Annotated in this window: 19 protein-coding genes; 8 read left to right on the forward strand and 11 right to left on the reverse strand. The window is 65.1% G+C overall.

Translation table 11 applies throughout. The annotated features are described in order from the left end of the window. Nucleotides 1-85 precede the first annotated feature (85 nt). Nucleotides 86-1,579, reverse strand: coding sequence for an FAD-linked oxidase C-terminal domain-containing protein (locus tag BJG93_RS02215; RefSeq protein WP_027196742.1), 1,494 nt, complete (start codon nt 1,577-1,579; stop codon nt 86-88). A 47-nt stretch (nt 1,580-1,626) separates the two neighbouring features. Further along, nucleotides 1,627-3,045, reverse strand: a complete 1,419-nt coding sequence (locus tag BJG93_RS02220) for an FAD-linked oxidase C-terminal domain-containing protein (protein WP_027196743.1) — start codon at nt 3,043-3,045, stop codon at nt 1,627-1,629. A gap of 270 nt (nt 3,046-3,315) precedes the next feature. Between BJG93_RS02220 and BJG93_RS02225 the strand changes: the two genes are divergently transcribed. Next, nucleotides 3,316-3,870: a cob(I)yrinic acid a,c-diamide adenosyltransferase gene (locus tag BJG93_RS02225; RefSeq protein WP_027196744.1), complete on the forward strand. Its 555-nt coding sequence runs from the start codon at nt 3,316-3,318 to the stop codon at nt 3,868-3,870. 54 nt (nt 3,871-3,924) lie between these two features. Here the strand turns inward: BJG93_RS02225 and BJG93_RS02230 are convergent, their stop codons facing one another. The 6 genes from BJG93_RS02230 to BJG93_RS02255 all read right to left on the reverse strand — a co-directional run bounded on the left by BJG93_RS02230 (nt 3,925) and on the right by BJG93_RS02255 (nt 13,033). Continuing rightward, nucleotides 3,925-4,257 carry a helix-turn-helix domain-containing protein gene (locus BJG93_RS02230; RefSeq protein ID WP_008923434.1) on the reverse strand — a complete coding sequence of 111 codons (333 nt, stop codon included), beginning with the start codon at nt 4,255-4,257 and terminating at the stop codon, nt 3,925-3,927. After that, nucleotides 4,254-4,598 carry a type II toxin-antitoxin system RelE/ParE family toxin gene (locus tag BJG93_RS02235; protein ID WP_027196745.1) on the reverse strand — a complete coding sequence of 115 codons (345 nt, stop codon included), beginning with the start codon at nt 4,596-4,598 and terminating at the stop codon, nt 4,254-4,256. Before BJG93_RS02235 ends, BJG93_RS02230 begins: the two co-directional genes overlap by 4 nt. Nucleotides 4,599-4,800: 202 nt before the next feature. After that, the gene (gene aroG, locus BJG93_RS02240) at nt 4,801-5,874 is read right to left on the reverse strand and encodes a 3-deoxy-7-phosphoheptulonate synthase AroG (protein ID WP_027196746.1); all 1,074 of its coding nucleotides are present in this window, start codon (nt 5,872-5,874) and stop codon (nt 4,801-4,803) included. A gap of 325 nt (nt 5,875-6,199) precedes the next feature. Next, the gene (gene tldD / locus BJG93_RS02245; RefSeq protein WP_027196747.1) at nt 6,200-7,666 is read right to left on the reverse strand and encodes a metalloprotease TldD; all 1,467 of its coding nucleotides are present in this window, start codon (nt 7,664-7,666) and stop codon (nt 6,200-6,202) included. Between the two features lie 87 nt (nt 7,667-7,753). After that, nucleotides 7,754-8,617 (reverse strand): carbon-nitrogen hydrolase family protein, encoded by an 864-nt coding sequence (locus tag BJG93_RS02250; RefSeq protein ID WP_027196748.1) that lies wholly within the window; start codon nt 8,615-8,617, stop codon nt 7,754-7,756. A gap of 153 nt (nt 8,618-8,770) precedes the next feature. After that, nucleotides 8,771-13,033: a YhdP family phospholipid transporter gene (locus BJG93_RS02255; RefSeq protein WP_027196749.1), complete on the reverse strand. Its 4,263-nt coding sequence runs from the start codon at nt 13,031-13,033 to the stop codon at nt 8,771-8,773. Nucleotides 13,034-13,298: 265 nt separating this feature from the next. Here BJG93_RS02255 and glnE point away from each other — a divergent pair, with 265 nt between their 5' ends. Beyond that, a complete protein-coding gene (gene glnE, locus BJG93_RS02260) occupies nt 13,299-16,094 on the forward strand; it encodes a bifunctional [glutamate--ammonia ligase]-adenylyl-L-tyrosine phosphorylase/[glutamate--ammonia-ligase] adenylyltransferase (protein ID WP_027196750.1) in 2,796 nt (931 codons plus the stop codon). A 106-nt stretch (nt 16,095-16,200) separates the two neighbouring features. Here the strand turns inward: glnE and recN are convergent, their stop codons facing one another. Then, nucleotides 16,201-17,868, reverse strand: coding sequence for a DNA repair protein RecN (gene recN, locus BJG93_RS02265; RefSeq protein ID WP_027196751.1), 1,668 nt, complete (start codon nt 17,866-17,868; stop codon nt 16,201-16,203). 67 nt (nt 17,869-17,935) lie between these two features. After that, nucleotides 17,936-18,838, reverse strand: a complete 903-nt coding sequence (locus tag BJG93_RS02270; RefSeq protein WP_027196752.1) for an NAD kinase — start codon at nt 18,836-18,838, stop codon at nt 17,936-17,938. Nucleotides 18,839-19,048: 210 nt separating this feature from the next. Between BJG93_RS02270 and hrcA the strand changes: the two genes are divergently transcribed. The 3 genes from hrcA (at nt 19,049) to BJG93_RS02285 (ending at nt 21,731) form a co-directional block, all read left to right on the forward strand. Further along, entirely contained in the window at nt 19,049-20,068 is a 1,020-nt protein-coding gene (gene hrcA, locus BJG93_RS02275) for a heat-inducible transcriptional repressor HrcA (protein WP_027196753.1), read from the forward strand. A gap of 176 nt (nt 20,069-20,244) precedes the next feature. Next, complete coding sequence (gene hemH / locus BJG93_RS02280; protein ID WP_027196754.1) at nt 20,245-21,315, forward strand: ferrochelatase; 1,071 nt, start codon at nt 20,245-20,247, stop codon at nt 21,313-21,315. Nucleotides 21,316-21,323: 8 nt separating this feature from the next. Then, entirely contained in the window at nt 21,324-21,731 is a 408-nt protein-coding gene (locus tag BJG93_RS02285) for an RNA-binding S4 domain-containing protein (protein WP_027196755.1), read from the forward strand. Here BJG93_RS02285 and BJG93_RS02290 read toward each other — a convergent pair. Further along, on the reverse strand, nt 21,703-21,864 hold the full coding sequence (locus BJG93_RS02290; RefSeq protein WP_162842037.1) for a hypothetical protein: 162 nt from the start codon (nt 21,862-21,864) through the stop codon (nt 21,703-21,705). The two genes, BJG93_RS02285 and BJG93_RS02290, sit on opposite strands and share 29 nt — an antisense overlap. Before the next feature lie 372 nt (nt 21,865-22,236). On the opposite strand from BJG93_RS02290, the gene grpE reads away from it, so the two are divergent. The 3 genes from grpE (at nt 22,237) to dnaJ (ending at nt 26,497) form a co-directional block, all read left to right on the forward strand. Further along, nucleotides 22,237-22,824, forward strand: coding sequence for a nucleotide exchange factor GrpE (gene grpE / locus BJG93_RS02295; protein WP_027196756.1), 588 nt, complete (start codon nt 22,237-22,239; stop codon nt 22,822-22,824). Nucleotides 22,825-23,143: 319 nt separating this feature from the next. Continuing rightward, complete coding sequence (dnaK, locus tag BJG93_RS02300) at nt 23,144-25,093, forward strand: molecular chaperone DnaK (RefSeq protein WP_027196757.1); 1,950 nt, start codon at nt 23,144-23,146, stop codon at nt 25,091-25,093. A gap of 267 nt (nt 25,094-25,360) precedes the next feature. After that, entirely contained in the window at nt 25,361-26,497 is a 1,137-nt protein-coding gene (dnaJ, locus tag BJG93_RS02305; protein WP_027196758.1) for a molecular chaperone DnaJ, read from the forward strand. Nucleotides 26,498-26,512: the final 15 nt, after the last annotated feature.

Raw genomic sequence — 26,512 nt, forward strand, 5'->3', positions numbered from 1 at the left:
GGCGCAGAGCGCCGCGCAGCCCGCGCCGACGCGGGGATCGGCGCGGGTTCGGCGAACGGTGGGCGCGCAATGCGAACGCCAGCCGCTAGAAGCGCGGCAGCTCGGGATGAGGCAGCAGCCCGCCGCGCACGTGCATCTTGCCGTACTCCGCACAGCGCGCCCGTGTCGGGATGCCCTTGTCGGGATTCAGCAGGCCGGGCGCGTCGAAGGCCCGCTTGACCGCGTGGAACGTGTCGCGCTCCTCGGGCGAGAACTGCACGCACATCGAATTGATTTTCTCGATGCCGACGCCGTGCTCACCCGTCACCGTGCCGCCCAGCTCGACGCAAGCTTCGAGGATGTCGCTACCGAACAACTCGGCGCGGTGCCACTCGTCGCGGTCGTTGCCGTTGAACAGGATCAGCGGATGCATGTTGCCGTCGCCTGCGTGGAACACGTTGATGCAGCGCAACCGGTACGTCTTTTCCATCTCTTCGATGCGCGCGAGCAGCGGCCCGATACTGCGGCGCGGCACGGTGCCGTCCATGCAGTAATAGTCCGGCGAGATGCGGCCGGCGGCCGGGAACGCGTTCTTGCGCCCGGACCAGAAGCGCAGGCGCTCCGCTTCCGTGCGCGAAATCTGGATACGGGTCGCGCCGTGCTCGCGCAGCACCGCGGTCATGCGAACGATCTCGGCCGCGACTTCGTCGGGTGTGCCGTCCGATTCGCACAGCAGGATCGCCGCCGCGTCGAGGTCGTAGCCTGCGTTGACGAATTCCTCGACCGCGCGCGTGGCGGGCTTGTCCATCATCTCGAGGCCGGCCGGAATGATGCCCGCCGCGATGATGCCCGCAACGGCATCGCCGCCTTTGACGACGTCATCGAAGCTGGCCATGATGACCTGCGCCGTTTGCGGCTTCGGGATCAGCTTGACGGTGACCTCGGTGACGATCGCGAACATCCCTTCGCTGCCGATCAGCACCGCGAGCAGATCGAGCCCCGGCGCGTCAGGCGCGAGCGAGCCGAATTCGACGATCTCGCCTTCCATCGTCACCGCTCGCACGCGCAGCACGTTGTGCACGGTAAGGCCGTACTTCAGGCAATGCACGCCGCCCGAATTCTCGGACACGTTGCCGCCGATCGTGCAGGCGATTTGCGACGATGGGTCGGGTGCATAGTAGAGGCCGTACGGTGCCGCGGCCTCCGAGATCGCCAGATTGCGCACGCCGGGCTGTACGGTCGCGATGCGTGCGTACGAGTCGACTTCGACGATCTTGCGAAAGCGTGCGAGCGACACCACCACGCCGTGCCGGATCGGCATCGCGCCGCCGGACAGCCCGGTGCCCGCGCCGCGCGGCACGATGGGCACCTCGAGGCGATGGCAGATCTGCACGATGCGCTGCACCTGCGATTCGGTTTCCGGCAACACGACCGCGAGCGGCAGACGCCGGTACGCGGCGAGGCCGTCGCAGTCGTACGCGACGGTGTCTTCCTCGCGATACAGCAGACAGTGGGTCGGCAACACGGCCATCAGCGCCTGCACGACTTCGCGCTGACGCTGCGCGAGGACTTCGGCCGACAGTTCAGCGGGTGCGTTCATGTGAGTCGTCTCCTGTGGCTTGCCGCGGCCAGCGTTCGCGACGCCGGTCAGGCCGCCGCCCAGGCGAAGATCTTGCCCGGGTTCATCAGATTGCGCGGGTCGAGCGCGTGCTTGATCGAGCGCATCGTGTCGATCGCGACGTCGCCATGCTCCTCGAGTAGAAAGCCCATTTTGTGCAGGCCGATGCCATGCTCGCCGGTGCAGGTGCCGTCCATACGCAGCGCGCGCTGTACGATGCGATGGTTCAGACGCTCGGCTTCCTCGAGCTCTTCGGGCTTGTTCGGGTCGATCAGGATCGCGACGTGGAAGTTGCCGTCGCCGACATGGCCGACGATCGGGCAGGGCAGCGGTGACGCCAACAGATCCCGCTCCGTTTCGACCACGCACTCCGCGAGACGCGAGATCGGTACGCAGACGTCGGTGGTCACCGCGCGCGAGCCGGGCTTCAGTTGCAGCATCGCGAAATAGGCGTTGTGACGCGCGTTCCACAGACGGCTGCGGTCTTCGGGACGCGTCGCCCATTCGAAGCCTTCACCGGCGTTCTGCGCGGCGATTTCCTGCACGAGCTGGGCCTGTTCCTTGACGCCCGCCTCGGTGCCGTGAAATTCGAAGAACAAGGTGGGCGCTTCGCGCAGCGTCAGCTTCGAATGGCGATTGATCGAGCGAATCGCCAGCGAATCGACGAACTCGACGCGCGCGATCGGCACGCCGATCTGGATCGTCTCGATCACCGCGCGCACCGCATCGCCCATCGACGGGAACGTGCAGACCGCGGCCGACACCGCCTCCGGCTGCGGATACAGGCGCACGGTGATTTCGGTAATCACGCCGAGCGTGCCTTCGGAGCCGACGAACAGGCGCGTGAGGTCATACCCCGCCGACGACTTGCGCGCGCGCGAGCCGGTCTTGATCACTCGGCCATCGGCGAGCACGACCGTCAGGCCGAGCACGTTCTCGCGCATCGTGCCGTAGCGCACGGCGTTGGTCCCCGATGCGCGCGTGGCCGACATGCCGCCGATGCTCGCGTCCGCGCCCGGATCGATCGGAAAGAACAGGCCGGTGTCGCGCAGCGCTTCGTTCAGTTGCTTGCGTGAAATGCCGGGCTCGACGGTGACGGTCAGGTCTTCAGCGTTGATCGACAACACCCGGTTCATGTCCGACAGATCGATCGACACGCCGCCGTGCACCGCAAGCAGATGGCCTTCGAGCGACGAGCCATTGCCGTACGGAATGATCGGCACATCGTATTGGCCGCACAGCTTGACGGCGGTTTGCACGTCTTCGGTCGTGCGCGCGAACACGACGGCGTCGGGCAGTTGCGGATCGAATGGCGATTCGTCGCGGCCGTGGTGCGCGCGCACCGCGTCGGCAACGGAGACCCGATCGCCGAAAGCGGCTTTGAGCTGGTTCAGCAATTCGGCGGGAAACGGCCGGCGTAGCGGGGCCGGCGGTACGGGATGGTTCACGCATGTCTCCGGTGTCGACCGGAGTCAGCGCGACAGCGCTTGCTCCGGTCCCATGCTTTAGCTCGATCGGAGTTAGCGCTACTGCGCGTGCTCCGGTCTCGTGAATGTTTCTTTGGCTGCAGCTTGTTTGCAGCAACTGTTTCATTTTACGCCGTTCGCCCGCAAGCCGGCGCTGGACCGGCTTGCGCTCTTATAATGGCGGCGATTTCGCGATGCGTGCAATATGGATAAACGAGGTGGCCGCATCGCCACTGAATGCATGGAGACATCATGGGCAATCGCCTCAGCAAGATCGCCACGCGCACCGGCGACGACGGCACCACCGGTCTCGGCGACGGCCGCCGCGTGCGCAAGGACAGCGCGCGTATCGCCGCGATCGGCGACGTCGACGAACTCAATTCGAATCTCGGCGTGCTGTTGTGCGAGAACCTGCCCGAGAACGTGCGCGCGGCGCTGGTCGCGATCCAGCACGACCTGTTCGATCTTGGCGGCGAGTTGTGCATTCCAGGCCACACGATGATTACCGACCGGCATCTCGCGCAGCTCGACGGCTGGCTCGCCGATTACAACGCCGCGCTGCCGCCGCTGAAGGAATTCATTTTGCCGGGCGGTTCGCGCGCGGCCGCGCTTGCGCACGTGTGCCGTACCGTTTGCCGCCGAGCGGAGCGCGCAATCGTCGCGCTCGGCGAGCACGAGGCGCTGAACGCGGCACCGCGTCAGTACGTGAACCGGCTGTCCGATTTGCTGTTCGTGCTGGCGCGCGTGCTCAATCGCGCGGACGGCGGCACCGACGTGCTGTGGCAGCACGATCGCGGCGTGCCTTGAATGGCGACGCGCATGCGCACATAAAGACGCACGCTGCTTTGCGCGAGCCCACGCTCAACCGACGGCGAGCGTGACCGGCTTGCCGATACGGCTGAGCATCTCCACGAGCGTGTCGATCGTGAACTTGGTGGTTTTCTTGTTGACGACGTCGGACACGCGCGGGCGCGACACCATCAGAATTTCCGCCGCCTCGGCCTGCTTCAGATGATGCTGTTCGATCCACGTGGACAGCTCGGTCATCAGCTGTTCCTTGAGCAGCCGCGTGTCGTTGATCTGCTTTTGCGACGCCGCGTGAAGACGCTTCGCTTCCTCGGCGGAAAAACCGAGTTCGAGAAACACGTTCGCGCCGGCTCGCGTTACGTGACGAATGTTGGTGTCGATCGTCATGGCTGGGTGGTCCTGTAATGGGTGATGGCGCGGTAGCGCGTTTCGGCAATTTTTCTGTCGTGCCGGCCAAGCTTCTGCGTCTTCTTCTGAAAGCAATGCAGCACGTACAGCGCTTCGGCGTATTTGGTCACGTACATCACGCGAAAAATGCCGTCTTCATCTTTGATGCGAATTTCGCGCGTTCCCGCGCCGATCGAGTCAATCGGTTTCCAGTCGTCGGGGTCGAGTCCTGACTGAATCTTGTGAAGCTGAAACCCTGCGAGACGACGTGCTTCGTCGGGAAAAGCGAGCAAATCACGGTAGCTGGAGCCTAACCAGCGGATTTCCTTTTGCTGCTCCATCGCCACCTCATGTACAAAATTATATACACAGCCTCCAACCCGGTCAAGTCGTGCGAACGACCAGGCAACGAGCTATGACGATAGCGAGGCGGCAGGCTCAGGACTATTCGTCCGAATGGCCAAGAAAAAAACCCGGTTCGAAATCGAACCGGGTTTTCTACGAACTGCGGACAAGTCGCCGAAGTGGCGACAGGGCGAGTCTTCAGTTGCCGCTGCCGCGCGCGACGCGGCGCTGCCTGACCGCTTCGGCAAGGCCTTCGAGCACCGCGACGCTTTCATCCCAGCCGATGCACGCATCGGTAATGCTCTGGCCGTACGTGAGCTCGCAGCCTTCCTGCAGATCCTGGCGACCCGCGACGAGGTGCGACTCCACCATCACGCCAACGATCCGCTCGTCACCCACGGCGATCTGACGGCCGATGTCCGCGCACACTGGAATCTGATTCTCGTGCTTCTTCGAACTGTTCGCGTGGCTCGCGTCGATCATCAGACGCGCGGCGAGACCCGCCTTGCCGATGTCGGCGCAGGCCGCGTTGACGCTATCGGCGTCGTAGTTCGGCGTTTTACCGCCACGCAGAATCACGTGGCAATCCTCATTACCCGCGGTCGATACGATCGCCGAGTGACCACCCTTCGTGACCGACAGGAAATGGTGCGGCTGCGAGGCGGCCTTGATCGCGTCGACGGCGATCTTCACGTTGCCGTCCGTGCCGTTTTTGAAGCCGACCGGGCACGACAGTCCCGAAGCCAGTTCGCGGTGCACCTGCGATTCGGTCGTGCGCGCGCCGATGGCGCCCCACGAGATCAGATCCGCGATGTACTGCGGACTGATCATGTCGAGGTACTCGGTGCCGGCCGGCAGGCCGAGTTCGTTGATGCGCAGCAGCAGCTCGCGCGCGGTGCGCAGGCCTTCGTTGATCTTGAAGCTGTTGTCCATGTGCGGGTCGTTGATGAGACCCTTCCAGCCTACCGTCGTGCGCGGTTTTTCGAAGTAGACGCGCATCACGACTTCGAGTTCGCCGGCAAACCGCTTGCGCTGCTCGATCAGCCGCCCCGCATATTCGATCGCGGCCTTCGGATCGTGAATCGAGCACGGGCCGATCACGACGATCAGACGGTCGTCCATGCCGTGCAGAATGCGATGCATCGCGGTGCGCGAGTCGTAGATCACGTTGGACACCGTTTCGTCGCAGGCAAATTCGCGGATCAGGTGAGCGGGCGGCGTGAGTTCTTTCAATTCGCGAATGCGGACATCGTCGGTGTTGTGCGGGGGCATGTTGTTCTCCTGAATCGGTTCGTAGCGTGTTCGGGTGAAAAGCGTGAGACGAAAAAAAAACCGCCAGGCTGGCTGGCGGTTTTTCGTGAATTCCTGGTGTCCTGCGTGCACTAACACCCCTCTCGATCCGCCAGCGGTCTGAGATACCAAAAAAAGTAAAAATAGAACTTGGCGGACATGGCGAAATGAAATGCGTCGCTGGTCAAAAAGAGTGAGTGACTTTATAACCCGGCACAGGCTCGGTCGACAAGCCGGGACCGCGAAAAATGCGGAAAATCCGCACATTTCGCACTTCGCATGCATGAAACGTGCATCAATCGCGAAATCAGGCCGTGCCGCCGACCGTCATCCGCTCGATGCGCAGCGTCGGTTGACCGACGCCCACCGGCACGCTCTGGCCTTCCTTGCCGCACACGCCGACGCCCGAATCGAGCTTCATGTCATTGCCGATCATCGTGACGTATTTCAGCGATTCCGGGCCGCTGCCGATCAGCGTTGCGCCTTTGACCGGATACGTGATCTTGCCGTTCTCGATCATGTACGCCTCCGAGGCCGAGAACACAAACTTTCCGTTCGTGATGTCGACCTGGCCGCCGCCGAAGTTCACCGCATACAGGCCGTTCTTCACGGACGCGAGGATTTCCTGCGGGTCCTTGTCGCCGTTGAGCATGTACGTGTTGGTCATGCGCGGCATCGGCAGCGCCGCATACGATTCGCGCCGTGCGTTACCGGTGACCGGCATTTTCATCAGACGCGCGTTCAGCGTGTCCTGAATATAGCCCTTCAGGATGCCGTCCTCGATCAGCGTCGTGCACTGGGTCGGATTGCCTTCGTCGTCGATATTGAGCGAGCCGCGGCGGTTCGGCAGGGTGCCGTCGTCGACCACGGTGACGCCCTTCGCGGCGACCTGCTCGCCGATGCGTCCCGCGAATGCCGACGATCCCTTGCGGTTGAAGTCGCCCTCGAGCCCGTGACCGATCGCCTCGTGCAGCAACACACCTGGCCAGCCCGGCCCGAGCACGACGGTCATTGCGCCAGCCGGCGCCGGCCGCGCGTCGAGATTGACGAGCGCGGCGTGCACCGCGTCGTCGACGTAGCGCGACAGTACCTCATCGGTGAAATAGCCGTAGTCGAAACGCCCGCCGCCGCCGCCGCTGCCGATTTCGCGACGGCCGTTCTGCTCGGCGATCACCGTCACCGACACTCGCACGAGCGGCCGGATGTCGGCCGCGAAGCCGCCGTCGCTACGCGCGACGAGCACCACGTCGTACTCGCCGGCAAGGCCGGCCATCACCTGCTGGATGCGCGGGTCGCGGCCGCGCGCCATCTGCTCGATGCGCTCGAGCAGCTTGACCTTCGCGGTGGCGTCGAGCGAATGCAGCGGGTCGGACGGCAGGTACAGATCGCGCCCGGCGATGCCGGTCAGCGACGACGCCACCTTGATCTTCTGCTTGCCGCCGCCTGCCTTGGCGATCGCGCGCGTGGCGACGGCCGCCTGGCGGATCGCTTCGGGTGACAGGTCGTCCGAGTAAGCGAACGCGGTGCGCTCGCCCGATACGGCGCGCACGCCGACGCCCTGATCGATGCTGAAGCTGCCCGACTTCACGATGCCTTCCTCGAGACTCCATGCTTCGCTGCGGGTGGTCTGAAAGTACAGGTCCGCGTAGTCGACGCGGTGCGTGAAGATTTCGGCGAGCGTGCGCGTGAGCAGCGACTCGTCGAGACCATAGGGCGTGAGGAGGATGTCCTTGGCGGCGGCGAGATTGCGGATACCGGGTTCGATGATGTTCATGCGAAGTATGTTCTGCTCGATACGAAGGGGTCGGGAAGCGCCTGCGTCGCTATATGCGTGGCAGGCACCGCAGTTTCAATGTGGGTGTCAGGTCAGCACGCGATGACGCCATGCCGGCAGGCTCTGCCGCACTTCGTCGATGCGCGCGCGTTCGAGGTTGCCCGCGACCACGCCGGCGCCCTCGTCGCGCACCGCGACGATCTCGCCCCACGGGTCGATCAGCATGCTGTGGCCCCAGGTGCGGCGGCCGTTCTCATGTTTGCCGCCTTGCGCCGCGGCTAGCACGTAGCACTGATTTTCGATTGCGCGGGTGCGCAGCAGCAGCTCCCAATGCGCGCGGCCGGTGGTGTAGGTAAACGCGGACGGCACCACGATCAGCGCGCAGTCGCCCATGCGCCGGTACAGCTCGGGAAAGCGCAGATCGTAGCAGACCGACAGGCCGACCCGGCCGAATGGCGCCTCGAAAGTTTGCACCGCGGTGCCGGGCCGGATCGTGCGCGCTTCGTCGAACGATTCTTCGCCCTTTTCGAAGTTGAACAGATGGATCTTGTCGTAGCGCGCGGCTTCGTTGCCCAGCGGGTCGAACACGAGCGTCGTGTTCAGCACGCGCGACGCCTCAGGCGCGTTCAGCGGCAAGGTGCCGCCGATCACCCAGAGCTGGTGGCGGCGCGCGGCGTCGGCGAGAAAGCGCTGGATCGGGCCATCCCGATGCGGCTCGCGCACGGCGAGCTTGTCGGTGTCCTTGAAGCCCATGAAGCAGAAATACTCGGGCAGCAGCACGAGTTGCGCGCCGTCGGCGGCAGCTTCGGCAATCAGGCGCTGTGCGTCGGCGAGATTGCGATCGGGATCCGGCGTGCTGACCATCTGCAGCGCGGCGACCCGAAACGCGCTGGCCGCCGGCCCGCCGGATGCATGGACGGATGCAGAAGAAGGGACGTGTGTTTCGCTCATGAGCGTGTCGAAAGGCTCCCGGCGGGGCGGCGGCGCGAAGCGCGGCGCCGCATGCATGATTGTGGGCTGGCTCGGCTGCGTTGGCGCATGAATTGGATCAAGCGACGCGAGCGGCCGCGTGGTTCGACATAGCGGCAGCGGAACAACCAAGGCTCAGTGCGCTTCCACGGTCGAAGCCGGAGCGTCAATCTTACCCCGTTCGGTCGTCACCCGCTGGACGTGCGGTTTCGACCACGAACCGGTGATCGTGTAGTCGCGCGCGAACACGTGCGACACGCCGTGCGTGAGCGCGAGATCGGCAAGCAGCGCGCCGAGGCCAATGAACGGATTGACGATCGCCGCCGCGATCACCGCGGAGCCGGCGCTGACGGTCGGCACCACGTGCAGGTGCAGATCCTGGGTCTTCTGTGCGATGTCGACCGAGCCCACCATCTCGGCGCGCGCCGGCGCGGTGACCATCCTGAAGTCTTCCATGCGGGCGATGCCGTCATGAATCTGCGCGGTCCCGGTCACGCTCGAGAACGGCAGGCCCTCGCCGATCACGTCGCGGAAATTGAGCGTGGCGATGCGCGCGAGGCTTTGCAGGCTCAGCACGCCGAGTAGCGTCGCGACGCCCGGATCCACCTTCAGGATCTGGCCGTGGCGCAGATCGAGCGCGAGATTGCCGTTCAGCGTCGAATAATCGATCGTAGTCGGGCCGCCTTGCCACACGGCCTTGCCGGCGATCGAGCCGCTGCCGCTCCTGAGCGTCTTCGGCAGACCGAAGCGATCGAGCATCGCGCCGGCATCCTTGATGTCGAGCTTGAAATCGAACACGGTGCGACGCGGCGTTGCTTCGTCGGCCGAGGTGGGCAGCTCGGTCGACGTGCGCCAGTTCGCGGTCGCGGTGAGCGTTGCGGTGGGGTTCGTCACGTCGAGCTTGTCGAGCTGCCAGACTGGCACGCCGTTTTCTTCGAAGTTGTGAGCGTCGACCTCGAGCCGGCCCACGTTGCGATCATGCACGATCAGTTCGTTCACGATCAGATCGATCGACGGCATGTTCAGCGCGGGCGCCGACATCGCCGGGCCGAGCAGATCCCTGTCCGCGACCGACGGAATCACGACGCGCGCAAAGCGCGCCTGCAGCTCGCCCGGCGATTCACGGGTCGCGCCCGGCAGCCACGATACGTGGCCGGACACCTGATTCGACGCGATGTTCGCCTGCCACGTGCGGTCGGTGTGTGACGCGCCGACGATCACGTTCTCCCAGTGCCGCTTGAGCAGCGTCAGCGTGTCGACGTGCAGCGCGAAGCGATTCGGCAGGAACTGCGTGAGCATCGGATTGGGCGCGGCGGCGGGGGTGGCCGCGCTGCCCGCGTTGTTGGCGCCGCTGGCGGTATTGCCGCCGTTCGCAGCGCCGTTCACGCTGTTCGCTCCGGCCGCGCCCGCGCGCAGTTGCGCGGCAAGTGCGCGCCAGGCATCGGCATTGAACTCCTTGATGTCGACCGCGGCGACCACGCCCTCGGACGGCAGATCGGCCGGCCGGTTCACGCCGATCGCGCCGCGCACGACGGCCGGTGGCGTATTCGGCTGGAGCTTCGGCTGATAGCGCAGCAGATACGCGGCGGCGACCGGCCCGAACGTCAGATCGGCGCGTTCGAGGCCCGCTTCGCCCGGCGCCGTCGACGGATTGACCGAGAAGCGCAGCGGCATCGGCGTCCCGACCGGCTTGTTGAACGGCGCGGGAAAATCGAGCGCGATGCCGCTCAGATCGGAGTTGGCTCTGACTTCCGGCAGGCGGCCCTTCGCGCCGGTGACGTTCAGCGCATAAGGCGCGTTGCCGCTCACATGCGTGAGCATCTGCGCGGCTGCGCCATGCAGGTGCAGCTCGCGCGCGGCATCGACGGCGAGGTGGCCGTTGAGCGCGAGCGCGTACGTGCCGTTCTGACGCAGGCCGCCGTTCGCATGCACGTCGCCGCCGAGGAATCGCCCGGAGAGCCGGTCGAGCTCCGCCGTGTGCTCGGTGAAGCGCACCCGACCGTTCAGTTGCGACAGCGGCGGCACGTTGCTCATGCTCAGGCGATTGTTCTGGAAGCCGAGCGCGCCTTCCACACCGACGTGCGGCTTCGGCGTGCGCGGGATCGTCAGCTTCAGCGCGAGCGCCGCGGGCCCTTCGGCGCGAATCCTTTCGGTCTGATGCCGCGCCATGATGCCGAGCGAGCTGGCGTTCACGTAGTCGAGCATGTCGGCAAGCGGCCCGCGGCCGTTGCCCTGAATGATCAGGTTCGACGCTTTGGTGCCGAGGTCGTCGATGCGGCCATTGACATCAGTCAGTGCGACGCGCTTGTAACGTCCGCGGTCGATGTCGAAGCGCAGTACGTTCTGTTTCAGCTCGAACACGCCGTCGATGCCGTCGAGCGGCGGCCAAACGTTTGGCGTGCCGTTGCGCATATTGCGCGGCGGAAAGGGCGTGGGATCGAACTTGCCGCCGGTGAACGGCGCGACGATGTGGAAAATGCCGGCCTCGGGATCGCGCGCGTAAGGGAACTTGGTCAGGTCGCCGTGCACTTCGATCGTGCCGCCACGCGACACGCCGGCCTGCAAGCCGTGGCCTAGGTAAATGCGCAGCTTTTCGCTGACCGCCGTCGGCAGATAGCGGGCGATGTGCGGCACCTGCGCGCGCTGGAAGTCGGCTTTCAGGTCGAGCGAGCCGCGGCCATGGCCGGGATTGCTGTAACTTGCTGTCGCGGTCGCCTCGACGTCGGGATTCGATACACCGAAATCGTTGAGCTTGACCGTGAACGGGGGACGAGTCTCGCCCGACGCCTTCGCGCCCAGCGTCCACTCGGCGCGGCCGTGCATATGCGCGAGCGTGAGGCGCGGATCGTCGAACACGCCCGGCAGCGTGATCGCCACGTTGGACGTATCGAGGTTCGCGTGGCCGCCTTTTTCGTCGGCGTCGACCGTGCCCCACAGGTTTTCGATGCCGGGAATGCCGGCTCGCGGATGGCCGCGCGGCGTGAGGCCCGGTCCCGGCTCCTGCGCGGCGAAGCTGATGCCCTGCAGGTCGCCCTTGAAGCGATAACGCTCGATCGGTTCGGCACCCGTCGGCCGGCGGTCGCCGCCGACCTCGCCGGATTCCGGCTTGCCGCGCTCGACTTCGATCACGTAGTTCGCGACGAGCCCGCGCGGATTGATGCGCACCAGTTCGTTCAGAAAGCGCCTCGGCAGCGGCAGCGCACGGCTGAATTCCGCGAGGATGCCGAGATCGACGCGATCACCGCTGACGCTCAATAGCTGACCGTGCTGTTGCGACGCGGTCCGGTAGCGGCTGTCGAGGGTCCGGAAGCGCAGGATGCGCGTGAGCGGCGTGCCGTCTTCGAGTGGCGGCTGGCCGAGTTCGGCGCGCAGGTCCGACAGCTGCAGCCTGTAGTCGTCTTGGTTTGCCTCGACGCGCCACAGAAAGTGGGCGACCGGCACGAGCAGCTTTGGCTGGGTCGGGCGCATGCGCATCGCGACGTCGTTGCCGCTCAACTGGCCGGTCGCCTCGGTCATGCGGCCTTCGCTGAAGTCGATCCAGATTGCATTGCCGATGCGGCCGGCGAATGTCTCGATCGGGAATTTGACGTAGCGCGCGAGGGCCGGCAGATCGACCGGGCCCGTCGACATGTAGACCTGGCCGCTCCAGTTGATCGGCTTGCCGATCGCGGAGAGCGGCGCGTGGCGGAAATGCGTGCGGAAGTCGAGCGGGCCTTTCAGCACCAGGCCGTCGGGCGGCGCCTGCAGCGCCATGCGGTGGTCGCGGCCGTCGTTGAGGATCGCGATGCGGATGTCGCGCAGCGCCAGCTCGGGTTCGCTGCGCGTCGCGTCACGCCAGCGCAGCACGCCGCCGCGCACGACGATCGCCTGCTGGCGCAACAGCCAGGTGGACAGCGCGTCGTTGCCGCTGTGGCGCGTCGGCACCGGCACGCCCGCGACCGACAGCACGCCGTCATCACCACGCGAAACCAGCACGTCCGGCTGATCGACGATCAGGCTCGACAGCGCAGGATGAAATTCCCACAGCGAACGCCAGGATACCGTCGCAGTGGCGTGCGGAATGGTCAGCGCGGGTCGGCCTTCGTGGTCGCGGATGACAAGATTCGTAACATCGAGCCCTGGCTGGAAGCCGCTCCAATGCGGCGCGAGCCGGCCGATCGTGAATGGGGTGCGCAGCTTGTCGGAGACTGCGGCTTCGATGCGCGGGCGGAACAGGTCGGCGCGCGGCAGCACCACGTAGCGCAAACCCAGAAACAGGCCGGTCGCGATGAAATATAGGATGAGCGCGAGCGTGGCAAGCACGCGCAACGTCCGACGCAGCACGATGTGGTCGCTTCCGCTCACATGCCGGGCCTGCGATGGGGCTTGCGGGTCGGCGGATTCGTTTCGCTCGGACATGCTGCGGCGGGTGGGCGTATGGTAGTTTTGCGATTCAACGACGAAATGTAACACACGGGAAAGCGTCGGCGGACCTCCTGCAAACCCTGTCCGACGGCCCGCAACGGGGTTTGGCAAGGCCGTCCGCCACGGCGTTCGGCCCGCTGGTCGCCGTGTGCCGATGGCGCAACGGAACGACAAGACGACGACGCGGGAACGACACCCGGATACCGTCAGATACCGCCGGACAAATTCGATCAAGCAACGCGAGCGAGCCAGATTTTCGATGACTGACGCCACCCTCCTGAGTTCCAGCTATTCGCACTATGCCGCGCGCGCCGCCGCGGCCCGCCCGCAACTCGTCGCGCAGGTCAGCGCGCTGGCCGACGAACCGCTGACGCGCGAGCGCATCGACGCGCGTCTCGATGTGCTGTGCGCCGAGGCGGCGGGCCGAGCCGGTGAGCCGGTCGATGAAGACGCGCTGAAGCGCGCGCTGCGCCAGCTGCGCACCGAAGTATTCTGCGCGGTGATGGAGCGCGACCTGGCCGGAGAGGCCGATATCGCCGAAGTCACCGGCGCGATGACCGATCTCGCGGAAACGACGATTCAGCGGGCGCTGGCGGTGCTGAGCGCTGAGCTCGAAGCGTTGTATGGCGAGCCGCGCGGCCAGCAGGGCGAGCGGCTCACGCTCGGCGTGGTCGGCATGGGCAAGCTCGGCGGGCGCGAGCTGAACGTGTCGTCGGATATCGACCTGATCTTTGTTTACGAGGACGACGGCGAGACCGTCGGCGGCCAGCGTTCGCCGCTCGCGACCCAGGAGTTCTTCACACGTCTCGGCAAGCGGCTGATCGGCGCGCTCGCCGAAATCACCGCCGACGGCTATGTATTTCGCGTCGATATGCGTCTGCGGCCGAACGGCGATTCGGGGCCGCTCGTGTGCAGCCTCGGCATGCTCGAAGAGTATTTCTACGTGCAGGGCCGCGAGTGGGAGCGCTACGCGTGGATCAAGGGCCGGCTCGTGTCCGAGGGCGCGAGCGCCTCGGCGCAGCGGCTGCAGAAGCAGCTGGACGCGATCGTCACGCCGTTCGTCTATCGGCGCTATCTGGATTTCGGCGTGATCAGCGCGATCCGCGCGCTGCATCTGCAGATTCGCCAGGAGGCGCAGCGACGCGCGTCGATGCGTCCCGACAAGGCCGACGACATCAAGCTCGGCCGTGGCGGCATCCGTGAAATCGAATTCAGCGCGCAGGTGTTCCAGCTGATCCGCGGCGGCCAGGACGCCGGCTTTCGCGTGCGGCCGACGCTCGCCGTGCTGCGCCACGCGGCCACGCATGGGCTGATGGACCCGTCGGTGTGCGTGAAGCTGTCGCAGGCTTATCGCTTTCTGCGTGAGCTCGAGCATCGTTTGCAATATCGCAACGACGCGCAGACCCATGCGATGCCCGTCGATGTCGAAGACCGCATGGCGCTCGCGCGCGCGATGGGCTGCGACGACTACCCGCAATTGATGACGAAGCTCGACGCGCATCGCGAGTTCGTCGAACAGCAGTTCGACCAGATTTTCGCGGCCAAGATGAGCGGCCGCGACGGCTGCGGCGCGCCCGAGGACGGCGCCGCCGCGTGGGTATGGAGCAGCGCGCTCGCCGACGACAGCGCCGACGACGCGTTGCGCGCGCGCCTCGTCGAACTGGGTGTGGCTGAGCCCGGCGAGCTGCTCGCGCGGCTGCAGGCGGTGTGGCGCTCGTCGCGCTACATGGGCCTGAACGAACGTAGCCGGCAGCGTTTCGACATCGTCGCGCAGCGCGCGCTCGAAGCGGCGCGCACGCTGGAGCCGGCCGGGCGGCGCGCCGATACGGTCGCGCGATGTTTCGATCTGCTCGAAGCGGTGAGCCGGCGCGGCGCGTATCTCGCACTGCTGACCGAGTATCCGCAGGCGCTGCACCGGGTGCTGTCGGTGCTAGGCGGTTCGCGCTGGGCGGCGGGCTATCTGATCCGCCATCCGCAACTGCTCGACGAGCTGCTCGACGACGAGGCGATCAACAGCCCGTTCGATTGGGCCGAGTTCAAGCGTGCCTTGCGTTCGAGGCTCGCGGCGGCGGACGGCGTCGAGCAGCAGATGGATTTGCTGCGTCATGCGCATCAGGCCGAGGTGTTCCGCATATTGCTGATCGATCTGGCCGGCAAGCTGTCCGTCGAGCACGTCAGCGACCGGCTGTCCGAACTCGCCGACGCGGTGCTCGACGTGACGATCGAAGCCGTGTGGAAGCAATTGGCCAAACGTCACCGCGACGTGCCGCGCTTCGCGGTGATCGCTTACGGCAAGCTCGGCGGCAAGGAGCTCGGCTACGCGTCGGACCTCGACCTGATCTTTCTGTACGACGATCCCGACGATGCCGCTGCCGACGTCTACGCCACCTACACGCGGCGCCTGATCACGTGGCTGACCACCGCGACCGGCGCCGGCACGCTGTTCGACGTCGATCTGCGGCTGCGGCCCAACGGCGAGTCGGGCCTGCTCGTCACCGACCTCGACGCGTTTCGCCGCTACCAGCTGCGCGAGGGCGACGCGGCCAACACCGCGTGGGTGTGGGAGCATCAGGCGCTCACTCGTGCGCGTTACTGCGCGGGCGATCCGGAGATCGGCGCGAAGTTCGAGGCGATCCGCGAACAGGTGCTGACGACCCCGCGCGAAGCGCCACCGCTCGCGAAGGAGATCGTCGAGATGCGCGCGCGTGTCGAGGCGGGACACCCGAACCATACGCCGGCGCTGTTCGATCTGAAGCACGACCGCGGCGGCATGGTCGATATCGAGTTCACGGTGCAGTACTGGGTGCTGCTGCACGCGGCGCGCGATCCCGAGCTGATCCGTAATACCGGCAATATCGCGCTGTTGCGCGAGGTGTCGCGTTTCGGGCTGATGAGCGAGGCGGAAGCGGAGACGGTCGGCGCCGCGTATCGGCGCTATCGCAAGCTGCAGCACACGCTGCGGCTCGATGGGATGGAGAAGGCGCGGGTCGATCCGGCGCTGGTGAAGACCGAACGCGAGGCGGTGCTGGCGTTGTGGAACAGAGTGTTCGGCTGATGGCGCTGACACGCTTCATGCAGCGCATCGGGCGCGGCCGGGATCGTTATGACGTCCCGGCCAACCCGACACACGCCGTATGCGACGGCCTACGCACCGCGCAAATTCATGCGGCCAGCATTTCCTTCGCGTGTTTGCGCGTGGTCGCCGTGATTTCGAGACCGCCGAGCATCCGCGCGACCTCCTCGATGCGGCTCGCCTTGTCGAGCGAGGTCACGCTGCTGAGCGTGCCGCCCTTGCCGTTGCCGGTCTTCGCGACCTGGAAATGATGATCGCCGCGCGCGGCGACCTGCGGCAGATGGGTCACACACAGTACCTGGCGCGCCTCGCCGAGCTGATGCAATAGCCGCCCGACCACCTCTGCCACGCCGCCGCCGATGCCGGTATCCACTTCGTCGAAGATCAGCGTCGGTGTCGGGCTGGCCGCGCTCGCGATCACCGCGAGCGCGAGACTGATACGCGCGAGTTCGCCGCCCGACGCGACCTTCGCGAGCGGCCGCAGCGGCACGCCGGCATGACCGGCGACGCGGAACTCGATCTGCTCTAGCCCGTGCGCGCCCCCTTCAGGCAGCGGCACCAGCGCGACTTCGAAGCTGCCGCCTTTCATCGACAGTTCCTGCATGCCGGTCGTGACCGCCTCGCCGAGCGCCTTGCCTGCCTTGACGCGTGCCTTCGAGAGTTTTTTCGCCTCGGCGACGAACACTTCCTTCGCTTGTGCCTCGGCGGCGCGTAGGCCGTCGAGATCGGCGGCCGCGTCGAGCGCGGCCAATTGCTGGCGCCGCGCCGCGTGTTCTTCCGGCAGCATCGCCGGTTGCAGGCGGAATTTGCGCGCGGCCGAGTGCAGCGCGTCGAGGCGTTTTTCGACCTGCGCGAGCCGCTGCGGATCGAGCTCGAGTTTCTGCGCGTAGTGGCTCAGCGAATACGCGGCTTCCTGCAACTGGATTTCGGCCGGTTCCAGCGCGGCGAGCACGTCGTTCAGCGCCGGGTCGATGTCCGCGAGGTCGCGCACCTTCGACACGATCGAGCCGAGTTGCGTGATCATCGCGTCGTCCGATTCGGACAGCGCGCCGAGCGCGCCCTGCACGCCGTCGATCAGATTCGCGGAATGCGACAGCCGCCGGTGCTCGGTGTTGACCTCTTCCCATTCGCCGGGCTGCGGCGCGAGCTTGTCCAGCTCGGTGAGCTGCCACGCGAGCCGCTCGCGCTCGAGTTGCAGCTCGCGATCGCGCGTCTGCGCGTGCTCGACCGCCTGCGCCTTGTCGCGCCACGAGCGCCACGCGCGCGTGACGGCGGCGGCCATCTCGGACAGGCCCGCGTGCGTGTCGAACAGTTCGCGCTGCGCGTCCGGGCGCATCAGCAACTGGTGCGCGTGCTGGCCGTGAATGTCGACGAGCATTTCACCGAGCTCGCGTAGCTGCGTGAGCGTGGCCGCCGTGCCGTTGATGAACGCGCGCGAGCGGCCGTTCGCGTCGACCACCCGCCGCAGCATCACGGTGCCGCCGTGCAGGCCGTCGTCGGCCGCGCCGAGCGCCTGCGCGTCGAGCCATTGATCGACCTGCGCGTGCGTTTCGAACTCCGCGGTAATGTCGGCGCGACTTTCACCGGTGCGCACGACGCTCGCCTCGGCGCGCGCGCCTAGCGCGAGCGCGAGCGCGTCGATCAGAATCGATTTGCCGGCGCCGGTTTCGCCCGAGAAAACGGTAAAGCCGCTGTCGAATTCGAGGTCGAGCGCGGCGACGATGACGAAGTCGCGTATCGAGAGATGGCGAAGCATGGGAGTCTTCGGGTGAGCTTGGGATTCGGGTGTCGGCCGCGGCGGTGTGCGCAATTCAGAGCGCCGCTTACGGTCTCGGGTCTTCTTCGTGCGACGGGTACTCGTGCCAGTGCAGCTTCTTGCGCAGCGTCGCGTAATAGCTATAGCCGACCGGATGCAGCATCGGCACCGTGTGGCGCGAACGGCGCACCTCGATCGTGTCGCCGAGCTCCAGCGACGTGAACGACTGCATGTCGAAATTGACGTTCACCTCGCGCCCGGAAACGATCTGGATGCTGACCTTCGATTCGTCCGGCAACACGATCGGCCGGTTCGACAGCGCGTGCGGCGCGATCGGCACGAGCACGATGCCTTGCAGTTGCGGATGCAGGATCGGCCCCTGCGACGACAGCGCGTACGCGGTCGAGCCGGTCGGCGTCGCGACGATCAGGCCGTCCGAGCGCTGGTTGTACATGAAGCGGCCGTCGACCGACACGCGCAGCTCCGCCATACCCGAGAAGCCGCTACGGTTGACCACCACGTCGTTGAACGCGAGCGCGTGGTAGATCGCCGTGCCGTCGCGCACGATGCGCGCTTCGAGCAGCACGCGCTCCTCGCGCTCGAAATTGCCGGACAGCATTTGCGGCACGATCTCGCGCATGTCGGAGATCGGGATGTCCGTGATGAAGCCGAGCCGTCCGTGGTTGATGCCGATCAAGGGCGTGCGATACGGCGCCAGCTGGCGGCCGATGCCGAGCATCGTGCCGTCGCCGCCGAGCACCACGGCGACGTCGGCACGCGCGCCGATCTCGGCGGGACGCAGCGCCGGATAGTCGGTCACGCCGATCTCGGCGGCCGTGTCGGCTTCGAACACGACTTCGAGGCCGAGCTTCGCGATGCACGCGGCGAGCGCGGTCAGCGGCTCGGCGATGCCTGGCGTATTGCTGCGCCCGACGAGCGCGACGGTCTTGAACTGGCTGGTCACTTGCATGCCGGCATTACACCATAGGTAGGGCCTGAAAAGAACCGCCGACCAACCCGGCTGTGGTCCTGCGCACGCAGGGTGTCAGCGCATGTCGCGATTGTCGTTAGAATGGTGAAGACCTGATGACATGCGAGCTGGCCGACGGCGGCGCATTCGCTGGGGGCGGACGCCGCGGGCGCTCGCGGCTGCGGTGCCATTGAGCTAAAATTTTTCGTCATGCTAGATCCTCGCGCACAAACCCTCCTCAAAACGCTGATTGAGCGCTACATCGCCGAAGGTCAGCCGGTCGGTTCGCGCACGCTGTCACGTTATTCGGGCCTCGAACTGAGCCCGGCCACGATCCGCAACGTGATGTCGGACCTCGAGGATCTCGGGCTCGTGATCAGTCCGCATACCTCGGCGGGACGCATTCCGACGCCGCGCGGCTATCGTCTGTTCGTCGACACGATGCTGACGGTCGAATCCGCCGCCGACGAAGAGGCGGTGATGCGCACCGTCAAGACCACGCTGCAAGTGGGCGAACCGCAGAAGATCGTCGCCGCGGCGGCGAGCGTGCTGTCCAACCTGTCGCAGTTCGCCGGCGTTGTGCTCACGCCGCGTCGCAGCCATGTGTTCAAGCAGATCGAATTCATGCGCCTGTCGGACCAACGCATTCTGCTGATCATCGTGACGCCCGAAGGCGACGTGCAAAACCGCATCCTCGCCACCCAGCGCGACTTTTCGCCTTCGCAACTGGTTGAAGCCTCCAATTACATCAACGCGCACTTCGCGGGCCTGTCGTTCGACGAAGTGCGCCGGCGCCTGCGCGAGGAAATCGACGAGCTGCGCGGCGACATGACCTCGCTGATGCACGCGGCCGTCACCGCAAGCACCGACGAATCCGACACCGGTGAGACCGTGCTGATTTCTGGCGAGCGCAATCTGCTCGAAGTTGCCGATCTTTCGTCCGACATGGCGCGCCTGCGCAAGCTGTTCGATGTGTTCGACCAGAAGACCAGCCTCCTTCAGTTGCTCGACGTGTCGAGTCATGCGGCGGGCGTGCAGATTTTCATCGGCGGCGAATCGAATCTGGTGCCGATCGAGGAAATGAGCGTCGTTACCGCGCCGTACGAGGTGAACGGCAAGATCGTCGGCACGCTCGGCGTGATCGGGCCGACCCGCATGGCCTACAACCGCGTGATTCCGATCGTCGACATCACCGCGCGGCTGCTGTCCATCACGCTCAGCCAGCAATAGTCCCCTGCTTCGCGGAGCCGTCATCGCAACCCGTGCCGGCCATGATGCGCGAACGCGCGGCGTCTGCCAATCGTCCGAACGGCCAGGGATGTCTGGCGGCGCCGGGCAGAACCCGCGCCGCTATAATGAATCTCCACTGATCGACTCGCCGCGTGAAGCGGTGATTTCTGTTGCCTATGCGCTTCGACCTCGAGCGGCCTTCCCAGAACGCCACGTCGCATCGCGTCGCGGTCTTGCTGATCAATCTCGGCACGCCCGACGCGCCGACGCCGCGTGCGGTCCGCCGCTACCTCGCGCAGTTCCTGTCCGATCCGCGCGTGGTCGAAATCCCGGCGCTGCTGTGGCAGCTGATTCTGCGTCTGTTGATTCTGCCGTTTCGCGGCCGCAGCTCCGCGAAAAAGTACGCGGCGGTCTGGATGCCCGAGGGCTCGCCGCTACGTGTCCATACCGAGAAGCAGCTGGAGGGTTTGCACCACCTGCTGCAACTGAACGACTACACGGTGCTGGTCGACTACGCGATGCGCTACGGCACCCCCGGCATTCCGGCAATGCTCAATCAACTAAAGCTCGCGGGTGCCGAGCGCGTGTTGCTGGTGCCGATGTATCCGCAATATTCCGCATCGACCACCGCGACCGCTTTCGACGAAGCATTTTCCGCGCTCAAGCGCATGCGCAATCAGCCGGAAATCCGCACGGTGCGCCAGTACGCCGATCACCCGGCATATATCGCGGCGCTCGCCGCGCAGGTGCGTCACTACTGGCATCAGCACGGCCGCCCCGACTTCCCGGCGGGCGACAAACTCGTGCTCAGTTTCCACGGCGTACCCAAGCGCACCCTCGATCTGGGCGATCCGTACCACGAGCAATGCCAGCAGACCGGTGCGCTGCTGACGCAGGCGCTCGAGCTGACGCCGGTCGAATGCCGCATCACGTTCCAGTCGCGCTTCGGCAAGGCCGAATGGCTGCAGCCCTACACAGCGCCGACGCTGAAGGAACTCGGCGCGGCAGGCGTGCGGCGTGCTGACGTGTTTTGCCCGGGTTTCACCGCCGACTGCCTCGAAACGATCGAGGAAATCGGCATGGAAGTGCGCGACGAATTTCTGCGGGCGGGTGGCAAGGAGTTTCACCGGATCGCCTGTCTGAACGCGTCGCAGCCGTGGGTTGCCGCGCTCGGCGAAATCGTCGCGCAGCATCTGCAGGGTTGGCCGGTGCAGGCGATGCCGGTGCCGCACGCGACAGGAGCTTGAATACGCAGATGAACTACCACATTGCAACCGAACCGGGCTCGAAACTGCGCATCGACAAATGGCTGTGGGCCGCGCGCTTTTTCAAGACGCGTTCGCTGGCCGCGGAGGCGGTCGAGAAGGGGCGGGTGCGCATCGGCGGCGCGACGGTGAAGCCGGCGAAGGACGTGCGCGTCGGCGATCTGGTCGACATCGAGATCGAGCGGTATGTGTGGCAGGTGGAGGTGCTGGGCGTCTGCGATGTACGCGGTCCGGCGAGCGTCGCGCAGACGCTTTATGTGGAAACCGCGCAGAGCAAGGCGAAGCGGCAGGTCGAACAGGAGCGGCGCAAGGTCTATCACGAGCCGGCCGCCGCACTGCACGGGCGGCCGACCAAACGCGACCGGCGCACTATCGACAGATTTTCAGGTGGGGATTGAAAAACTGCTCCATGGTGGCGTGCACGCCGCCGTATTCGGTGGTGTGGTCGTTGACTGCACCGGACATGCAGATGGTCGTGGTGCCCGCGATCAGTACCAATGCGACCACCCCGATGGCAAAGGTCAGTTTCACGGTACTCCCTTGGGAAGGTGGTAGGCCGGGACAGGCTATCGGAAGGACTCTCAGGCGACGGTAAGGCTTACGTCAGATTAGGGTTAACGTGGCGTTGACCGGTCCATGATTGGAGAATAGGTCAGTTGCAGGCCGCACTCAATCCCTATCTGATTCCGCCGCGTTAATGCTTGTTACGGCGCATTTCGCCGGCACGTCGGCGGTGCGAAAAAACCCACGGAGCCGCTTGAAACGGCTTTTTCAGGCCCCATCTGGGGACAGGTCTGGCGGCTCGGCGCGAAGACGCACGACGCGATTTAGCAAGCACACATCGCCGCGTGTCGGAACGGCTTTCGCCGCCTTTGGCTTTTACCTTTAACGACTTTCAGCGACATGGAAAACACGCAAGAGAACCCGACGAGCCAGAATCCCACGCCCGCCGACGAAGCCGCGCGCCAGGCCGCCGAGGCCGCCGAGGCCGCCGCTCAACAGCAGGACCCCGGCGCGCCCGCTGAACCGGCCCAGGGTGCCGACGAGCAGGCGCTGGCCGACGCTCAGGCGAAGATCGCCGAACTGCAGGAAAGCTTCCTGCGCGCGAAGGCCGAAACCGAAAACGTGCGTCGTCGCGCTCAGGAAGACGTCGCCAAGGCGCACAAGTTTGCGATCGAGAGCTTCGCCGAGCATCTGCTGCCAGTGGTCGACAGTCTCGAGGCGGCCGTTGCCCACTCATCCGACGACCTGCAGAAGGTCCGCGAAGGCGTCGAGCTCACGCTGCGTCAGTTGAGCGGCGCGCTCGAGAAGGGCCGCGTCGTGGCCATCAATCCGGTCGGCGAAAAGTTCGACCCGCATCGCCATCAGGCTATTTCGATGGTGCCGGCCGACCAGGAGCCGAATACCGTCGTCGCGGTGCTGCAAAAGGGCTTCGTGATCGCGGATCGCGTGCTGCGTCCCGCGCTCGTCACCGTCGCGGCGCCGAAGTAAGCACGGCGACGTGCGCTTCGGGCGTGCGCGGCCGAAGCGTCCGCATCCTCGCTTCGTGTCGCAAAAGATCCCGTCGATTCAGGCACTTGCTGCGGGGCGCGCCGGAGCGCCGCGCAGGCTGACGGAGCGGACTCGGACCGAAGAGTCACGAAGCCGTCGCGCGATTGAAAAAATTAAAGACCGCATCGCAAAAGAGGTCTTGAAAACGATGTTGCCGCACTTATTTTGAGTGCAGGTATGAATTGAGAGCGGATCGTCCCGCCGCCAGTTGGGCCAACCGGGCGCTTTCCGCAGCGATCAAAGTCAGGAGATTTACAAAATGGGCAAAATTATCGGCATCGACCTCGGCACGACCAACTCGTGCGTGGCGATCATGGAAGGCAATTCGGTCAAGGTCATCGAGAACTCGGAAGGCGCGCGCACCACGCCGTCGATCATCGCTTACATGGAAGACAGCGAGATCCTGGTTGGCGCGCCGGCCAAGCGTCAGTCGGTCACGAACCCGAAGAACACGCTGTTCGCGGTCAAGCGCCTGATCGGCCGCCGCTTCGAAGAGAAAGAAGTGCAGAAGGACATCGGCCTGATGCCCTACAAGATCATCAAGGCCGACAACGGTGACGCATGGGTCGAAGTGCGCGACCAGAAACTCGCGCCGCCGCAAATCTCCGCCGAAGTGCTGCGCAAGATGAAGAAGACCGCTGAGGACTACCTCGGCGAGACCGTCACGGAAGCCGTGATCACGGTGCCGGCGTACTTCAACGACAGCCAGCGTCAGGCGACCAAGGACGCTGGCCGCATCGCCGGTCTGGAAGTCAAGCGGATCATCAACGAACCGACCGCCGCGGCTCTGGCCTTTGGTCTGGACAAGGCTGAAAAGGGCGACCGCAAGATCGCGGTGTACGACCTGGGCGGCGGTACGTTCGACGTGTCGATCATCGAAATCGCGGATGTCGACGGTGAAATGCAGTTCGAAGTGCTGTCCACGAACGGCGATACGTTCCTTGGCGGGGAAGACTTCGACCAGCGCATCATCGACTACATCATCGGCGAGTTCAAGAAGGAGCAGGGCGTCGATCTGTCGAAAGACGTGCTCGCGCTGCAGCGCCTGAAGGAATCGGCTGAAAAGGCCAAGATCGAGCTGTCGTCGAGCCAGCAGACCGAAATCAACCTGCCGTACATCACGGCGGACGCATCGGGTCCGAAGCACCTGAACCTGAAGATCACGCGCGCCAAGCTGGAAGCGCTGGTCGAAGACCTGATCGAACGCACCATCGAGCCGTGCCGCGTCGCGATCAAGGACGCGGGCGTGAAGGTCGGCGAAGTCGACGACGTGATCCTGGTCGGCGGTATGACCCGTATGCCGAAGGTGCAGGAAAAGGTGAAGGAATTCTTCGGCAAGGATCCGCGCCGTGACGTGAACCCGGACGAAGCCGTGGCCGTTGGTGCCGCGATCCAGGGCCAGGTTCTGTCGGGCGACCGCAAGGACGTTCTGCTGCTCGACGTGACCCCGCTGTCGCTCGGCATCGAAACGCTCGGCGGCGTGATGACGAAGATGATCAACAAGAACACGACCATCCCGACCAAGCACGCGCAGGTCTACTCGACGGCTGACGACAACCAGAGCGCCGTGACGATCAAGGTGTTCCAGGGCGAACGCGAAATGGCAGCGGGCAACAAGCTGCTCGGCGAGTTCAACCTCGAAGGCATTCCGCCCGCACCGCGCGGCGTGCCGCAGATCGAAGTGAGCTTCGACATCGACGCGAACGGCATTCTGCACGTCGGCGCGAAGGACAAGGCGACCGGCAAGGAAAACCGCATCACGATCAAGGCGAACTCGGGTCTGTCCGAAGCCGAAATCGAGAAGATGGTGAAGGATGCCGAAGCGAACGCGGAAGAAGATCACAAGCTGCGTGAGCTGGCCGACGCGCGCAACCAGGGTGACGCGCTCGTCCACAGCACGAAGAAGGCGCTGACCGAGTACGGCGACAAGCTCGAAGCTGGCGAGAAGGACAAGATCGAAGCCGCGTTGAAGGATCTCGAAGACACGCTGAAGAGCAACTCGAGCGACAAAGCCGCGATCGAAGCGAAGATCGAAGCGGTGGCCACGGCCTCGCAGAAGATGGGCGAGAAGATGTACGCCGACATGCAGGCTGCGCAAGGTGCCGAAGCGGCAGCGGGCGCGGCGGGCGGTGCCGGTGCATCGGCGGGCGCGAGCCAGCAGGCCGACGACGTGGTCGACGCTGACTTCAAGGAAGTGAAGAAGGATTAAAGCCAGGTCGGCATCCGACCGTAAAGCCGTGCACAGCAATGTGCGCGGCCCGGCTGCACGAAAAGGGATCCTTGGGGCGCCCAAAGTGCAAGAGCGGTTTTCGCGCCTGGCGAGCCTTTTGGGGCTCTCCGGGCACGTTCGTTTTATGGAGGGCGTTGTTTTGAACCGTGCCTTGGCGCGGCGCAGACAGCGGCCGCACGAGTCGTCAGACTCCACAGCATTCACAAGGAGCTACCGCGTCGCTTTGCGCGGCGGCGTTGAACCGATATGGCGAAACGGGATTACTACGAGGTTCTGGGCGTCGCAAAGAACTCGAGCGACGACGAAATCAAGAAGGCTTATCGCAAGCTCGCGATGAAGCATCACCCCGACCGCAATCCGGGCAACAAGGATGCGGAAGAGCATTTCAAGGAGGTGAAGGAAGCCTATGAAATGCTGTCGGATTCGCAAAAGCGCGCCGCATACGATCAGTACGGTCACGCGGGCGTCGATCCGAACATGGGTGGGGCGGGCGCGCAAGGTTTCGGCGGCTTTGCCGATGCGTTCGGCGACATCTTTGGCGACATCTTCGGCCAGGCGGCCGGCGGCGCACGCGGAGGCGGCCGCGCGGGCCCGCAGGTGTATCGTGGCGCCGATCTGCGCTACAGCATGGAAATCACGCTCGAACAGGCTGCGCACGGCTACGACACGCAAATTCGCGTGCCGAGCTGGGTCTCGTGCGAAGTCTGTCACGGCTCCGGTGCAAAGCCGGGCACCAAGCCGGAAACCTGCCCGACCTGTAGCGGCTCGGGTTCGGTACGCATGTCGCAGGGTTTCTTCAGCATCCAGCAGACTTGCCCGAAGTGCCACGGCACCGGCACCTACATTCCCGAGCCGTGCAATCACTGCCACGGCGCGGGCAAGGTGAAGGAAACCAAGACACTCGAAGTGAAGATTCCGGCCGGTATCGACGACGGCATGCGTATCCGCTCGGCCGGCAACGGCGAGCCGGGCATCAACGGCGGTCCGTCGGGCGATCTGTACGTCGAGATTCATATCAAGCAGCACTCGGTGTTCGAGCGTGACGGCGACGATCTGCATTGCCAGATGCCGATCCCGTTCACTACCGCGGCGCTCGGCGGCGATATCGAGGTGCCGACGCTCGCTGGTCGCGCGAGCTTCACGGTGCCGGAAGGCACGCAGTCGGGCAAGACCTTCCGTTTGCGGGGCAAGGGCATCAAGGGGCTGCGTTCGAGCATTGCCGGCGATCTGTACGTGCACGTGCAGGTCGAAACGCCGGTCAAGCTCACCGAAGCGCAGCGCGATCTGCTCAAGCAGTTCGAAAAGGCGCTGGTGGAAGGCGGTTCGCGGCATAGTCCGCAAAGCAAGAGCTGGTTCGATCGCGTGAAGAGCTTTTTCGATTGATTTGATTTGGCGGTC

Source organism: Paraburkholderia sprentiae WSM5005 (assembly GCF_001865575.2).
Classification (GTDB): Bacteria; Pseudomonadota; Gammaproteobacteria; order Burkholderiales; family Burkholderiaceae; genus Paraburkholderia; species Paraburkholderia sprentiae.

Excerpts from the sequence above, each read along its gene's own strand:
- BJG93_RS02215 (WP_027196742.1), bottom strand. The coding sequence starts at position 1,579 with ATGAACGCACCCGCTGAACTGTCGGCCGAAGTCCTCGCGCAGCGTCAG.
- BJG93_RS02225 (WP_027196744.1), top strand. The coding sequence starts at position 3,316 with ATGGGCAATCGCCTCAGCAAGATCGCCACGCGCACCGGCGACGACGGC.
- BJG93_RS02230 (WP_008923434.1), bottom strand. The coding sequence starts at position 4,257 with ATGACGATCGACACCAACATTCGTCACGTAACGCGAGCCGGCGCGAAC.
- BJG93_RS02235 (WP_027196745.1), bottom strand. The coding sequence starts at position 4,598 with ATGGAGCAGCAAAAGGAAATCCGCTGGTTAGGCTCCAGCTACCGTGAT.
- aroG (WP_027196746.1), bottom strand. The coding sequence starts at position 5,874 with ATGCCCCCGCACAACACCGACGATGTCCGCATTCGCGAATTGAAAGAA.
- tldD (WP_027196747.1), bottom strand. The coding sequence starts at position 7,666 with ATGAACATCATCGAACCCGGTATCCGCAATCTCGCCGCCGCCAAGGAC.
- BJG93_RS02250 (WP_027196748.1), bottom strand. The coding sequence starts at position 8,617 with ATGAGCGAAACACACGTCCCTTCTTCTGCATCCGTCCATGCATCCGGC.
- BJG93_RS02255 (WP_027196749.1), bottom strand. The coding sequence starts at position 13,033 with ATGTCCGAGCGAAACGAATCCGCCGACCCGCAAGCCCCATCGCAGGCC.
- glnE (WP_027196750.1), top strand. The coding sequence starts at position 13,299 with ATGACTGACGCCACCCTCCTGAGTTCCAGCTATTCGCACTATGCCGCG.
- recN (WP_027196751.1), bottom strand. The coding sequence starts at position 17,868 with ATGCTTCGCCATCTCTCGATACGCGACTTCGTCATCGTCGCCGCGCTC.
- BJG93_RS02270 (WP_027196752.1), bottom strand. The coding sequence starts at position 18,838 with ATGCAAGTGACCAGCCAGTTCAAGACCGTCGCGCTCGTCGGGCGCAGC.
- hrcA (WP_027196753.1), top strand. The coding sequence starts at position 19,049 with ATGCTAGATCCTCGCGCACAAACCCTCCTCAAAACGCTGATTGAGCGC.
- hemH (WP_027196754.1), top strand. The coding sequence starts at position 20,245 with ATGCGCTTCGACCTCGAGCGGCCTTCCCAGAACGCCACGTCGCATCGC.
- BJG93_RS02285 (WP_027196755.1), top strand. The coding sequence starts at position 21,324 with ATGAACTACCACATTGCAACCGAACCGGGCTCGAAACTGCGCATCGAC.
- grpE (WP_027196756.1), top strand. The coding sequence starts at position 22,237 with ATGGAAAACACGCAAGAGAACCCGACGAGCCAGAATCCCACGCCCGCC.
- dnaK (WP_027196757.1), top strand. The coding sequence starts at position 23,144 with ATGGGCAAAATTATCGGCATCGACCTCGGCACGACCAACTCGTGCGTG.
- dnaJ (WP_027196758.1), top strand. The coding sequence starts at position 25,361 with ATGGCGAAACGGGATTACTACGAGGTTCTGGGCGTCGCAAAGAACTCG.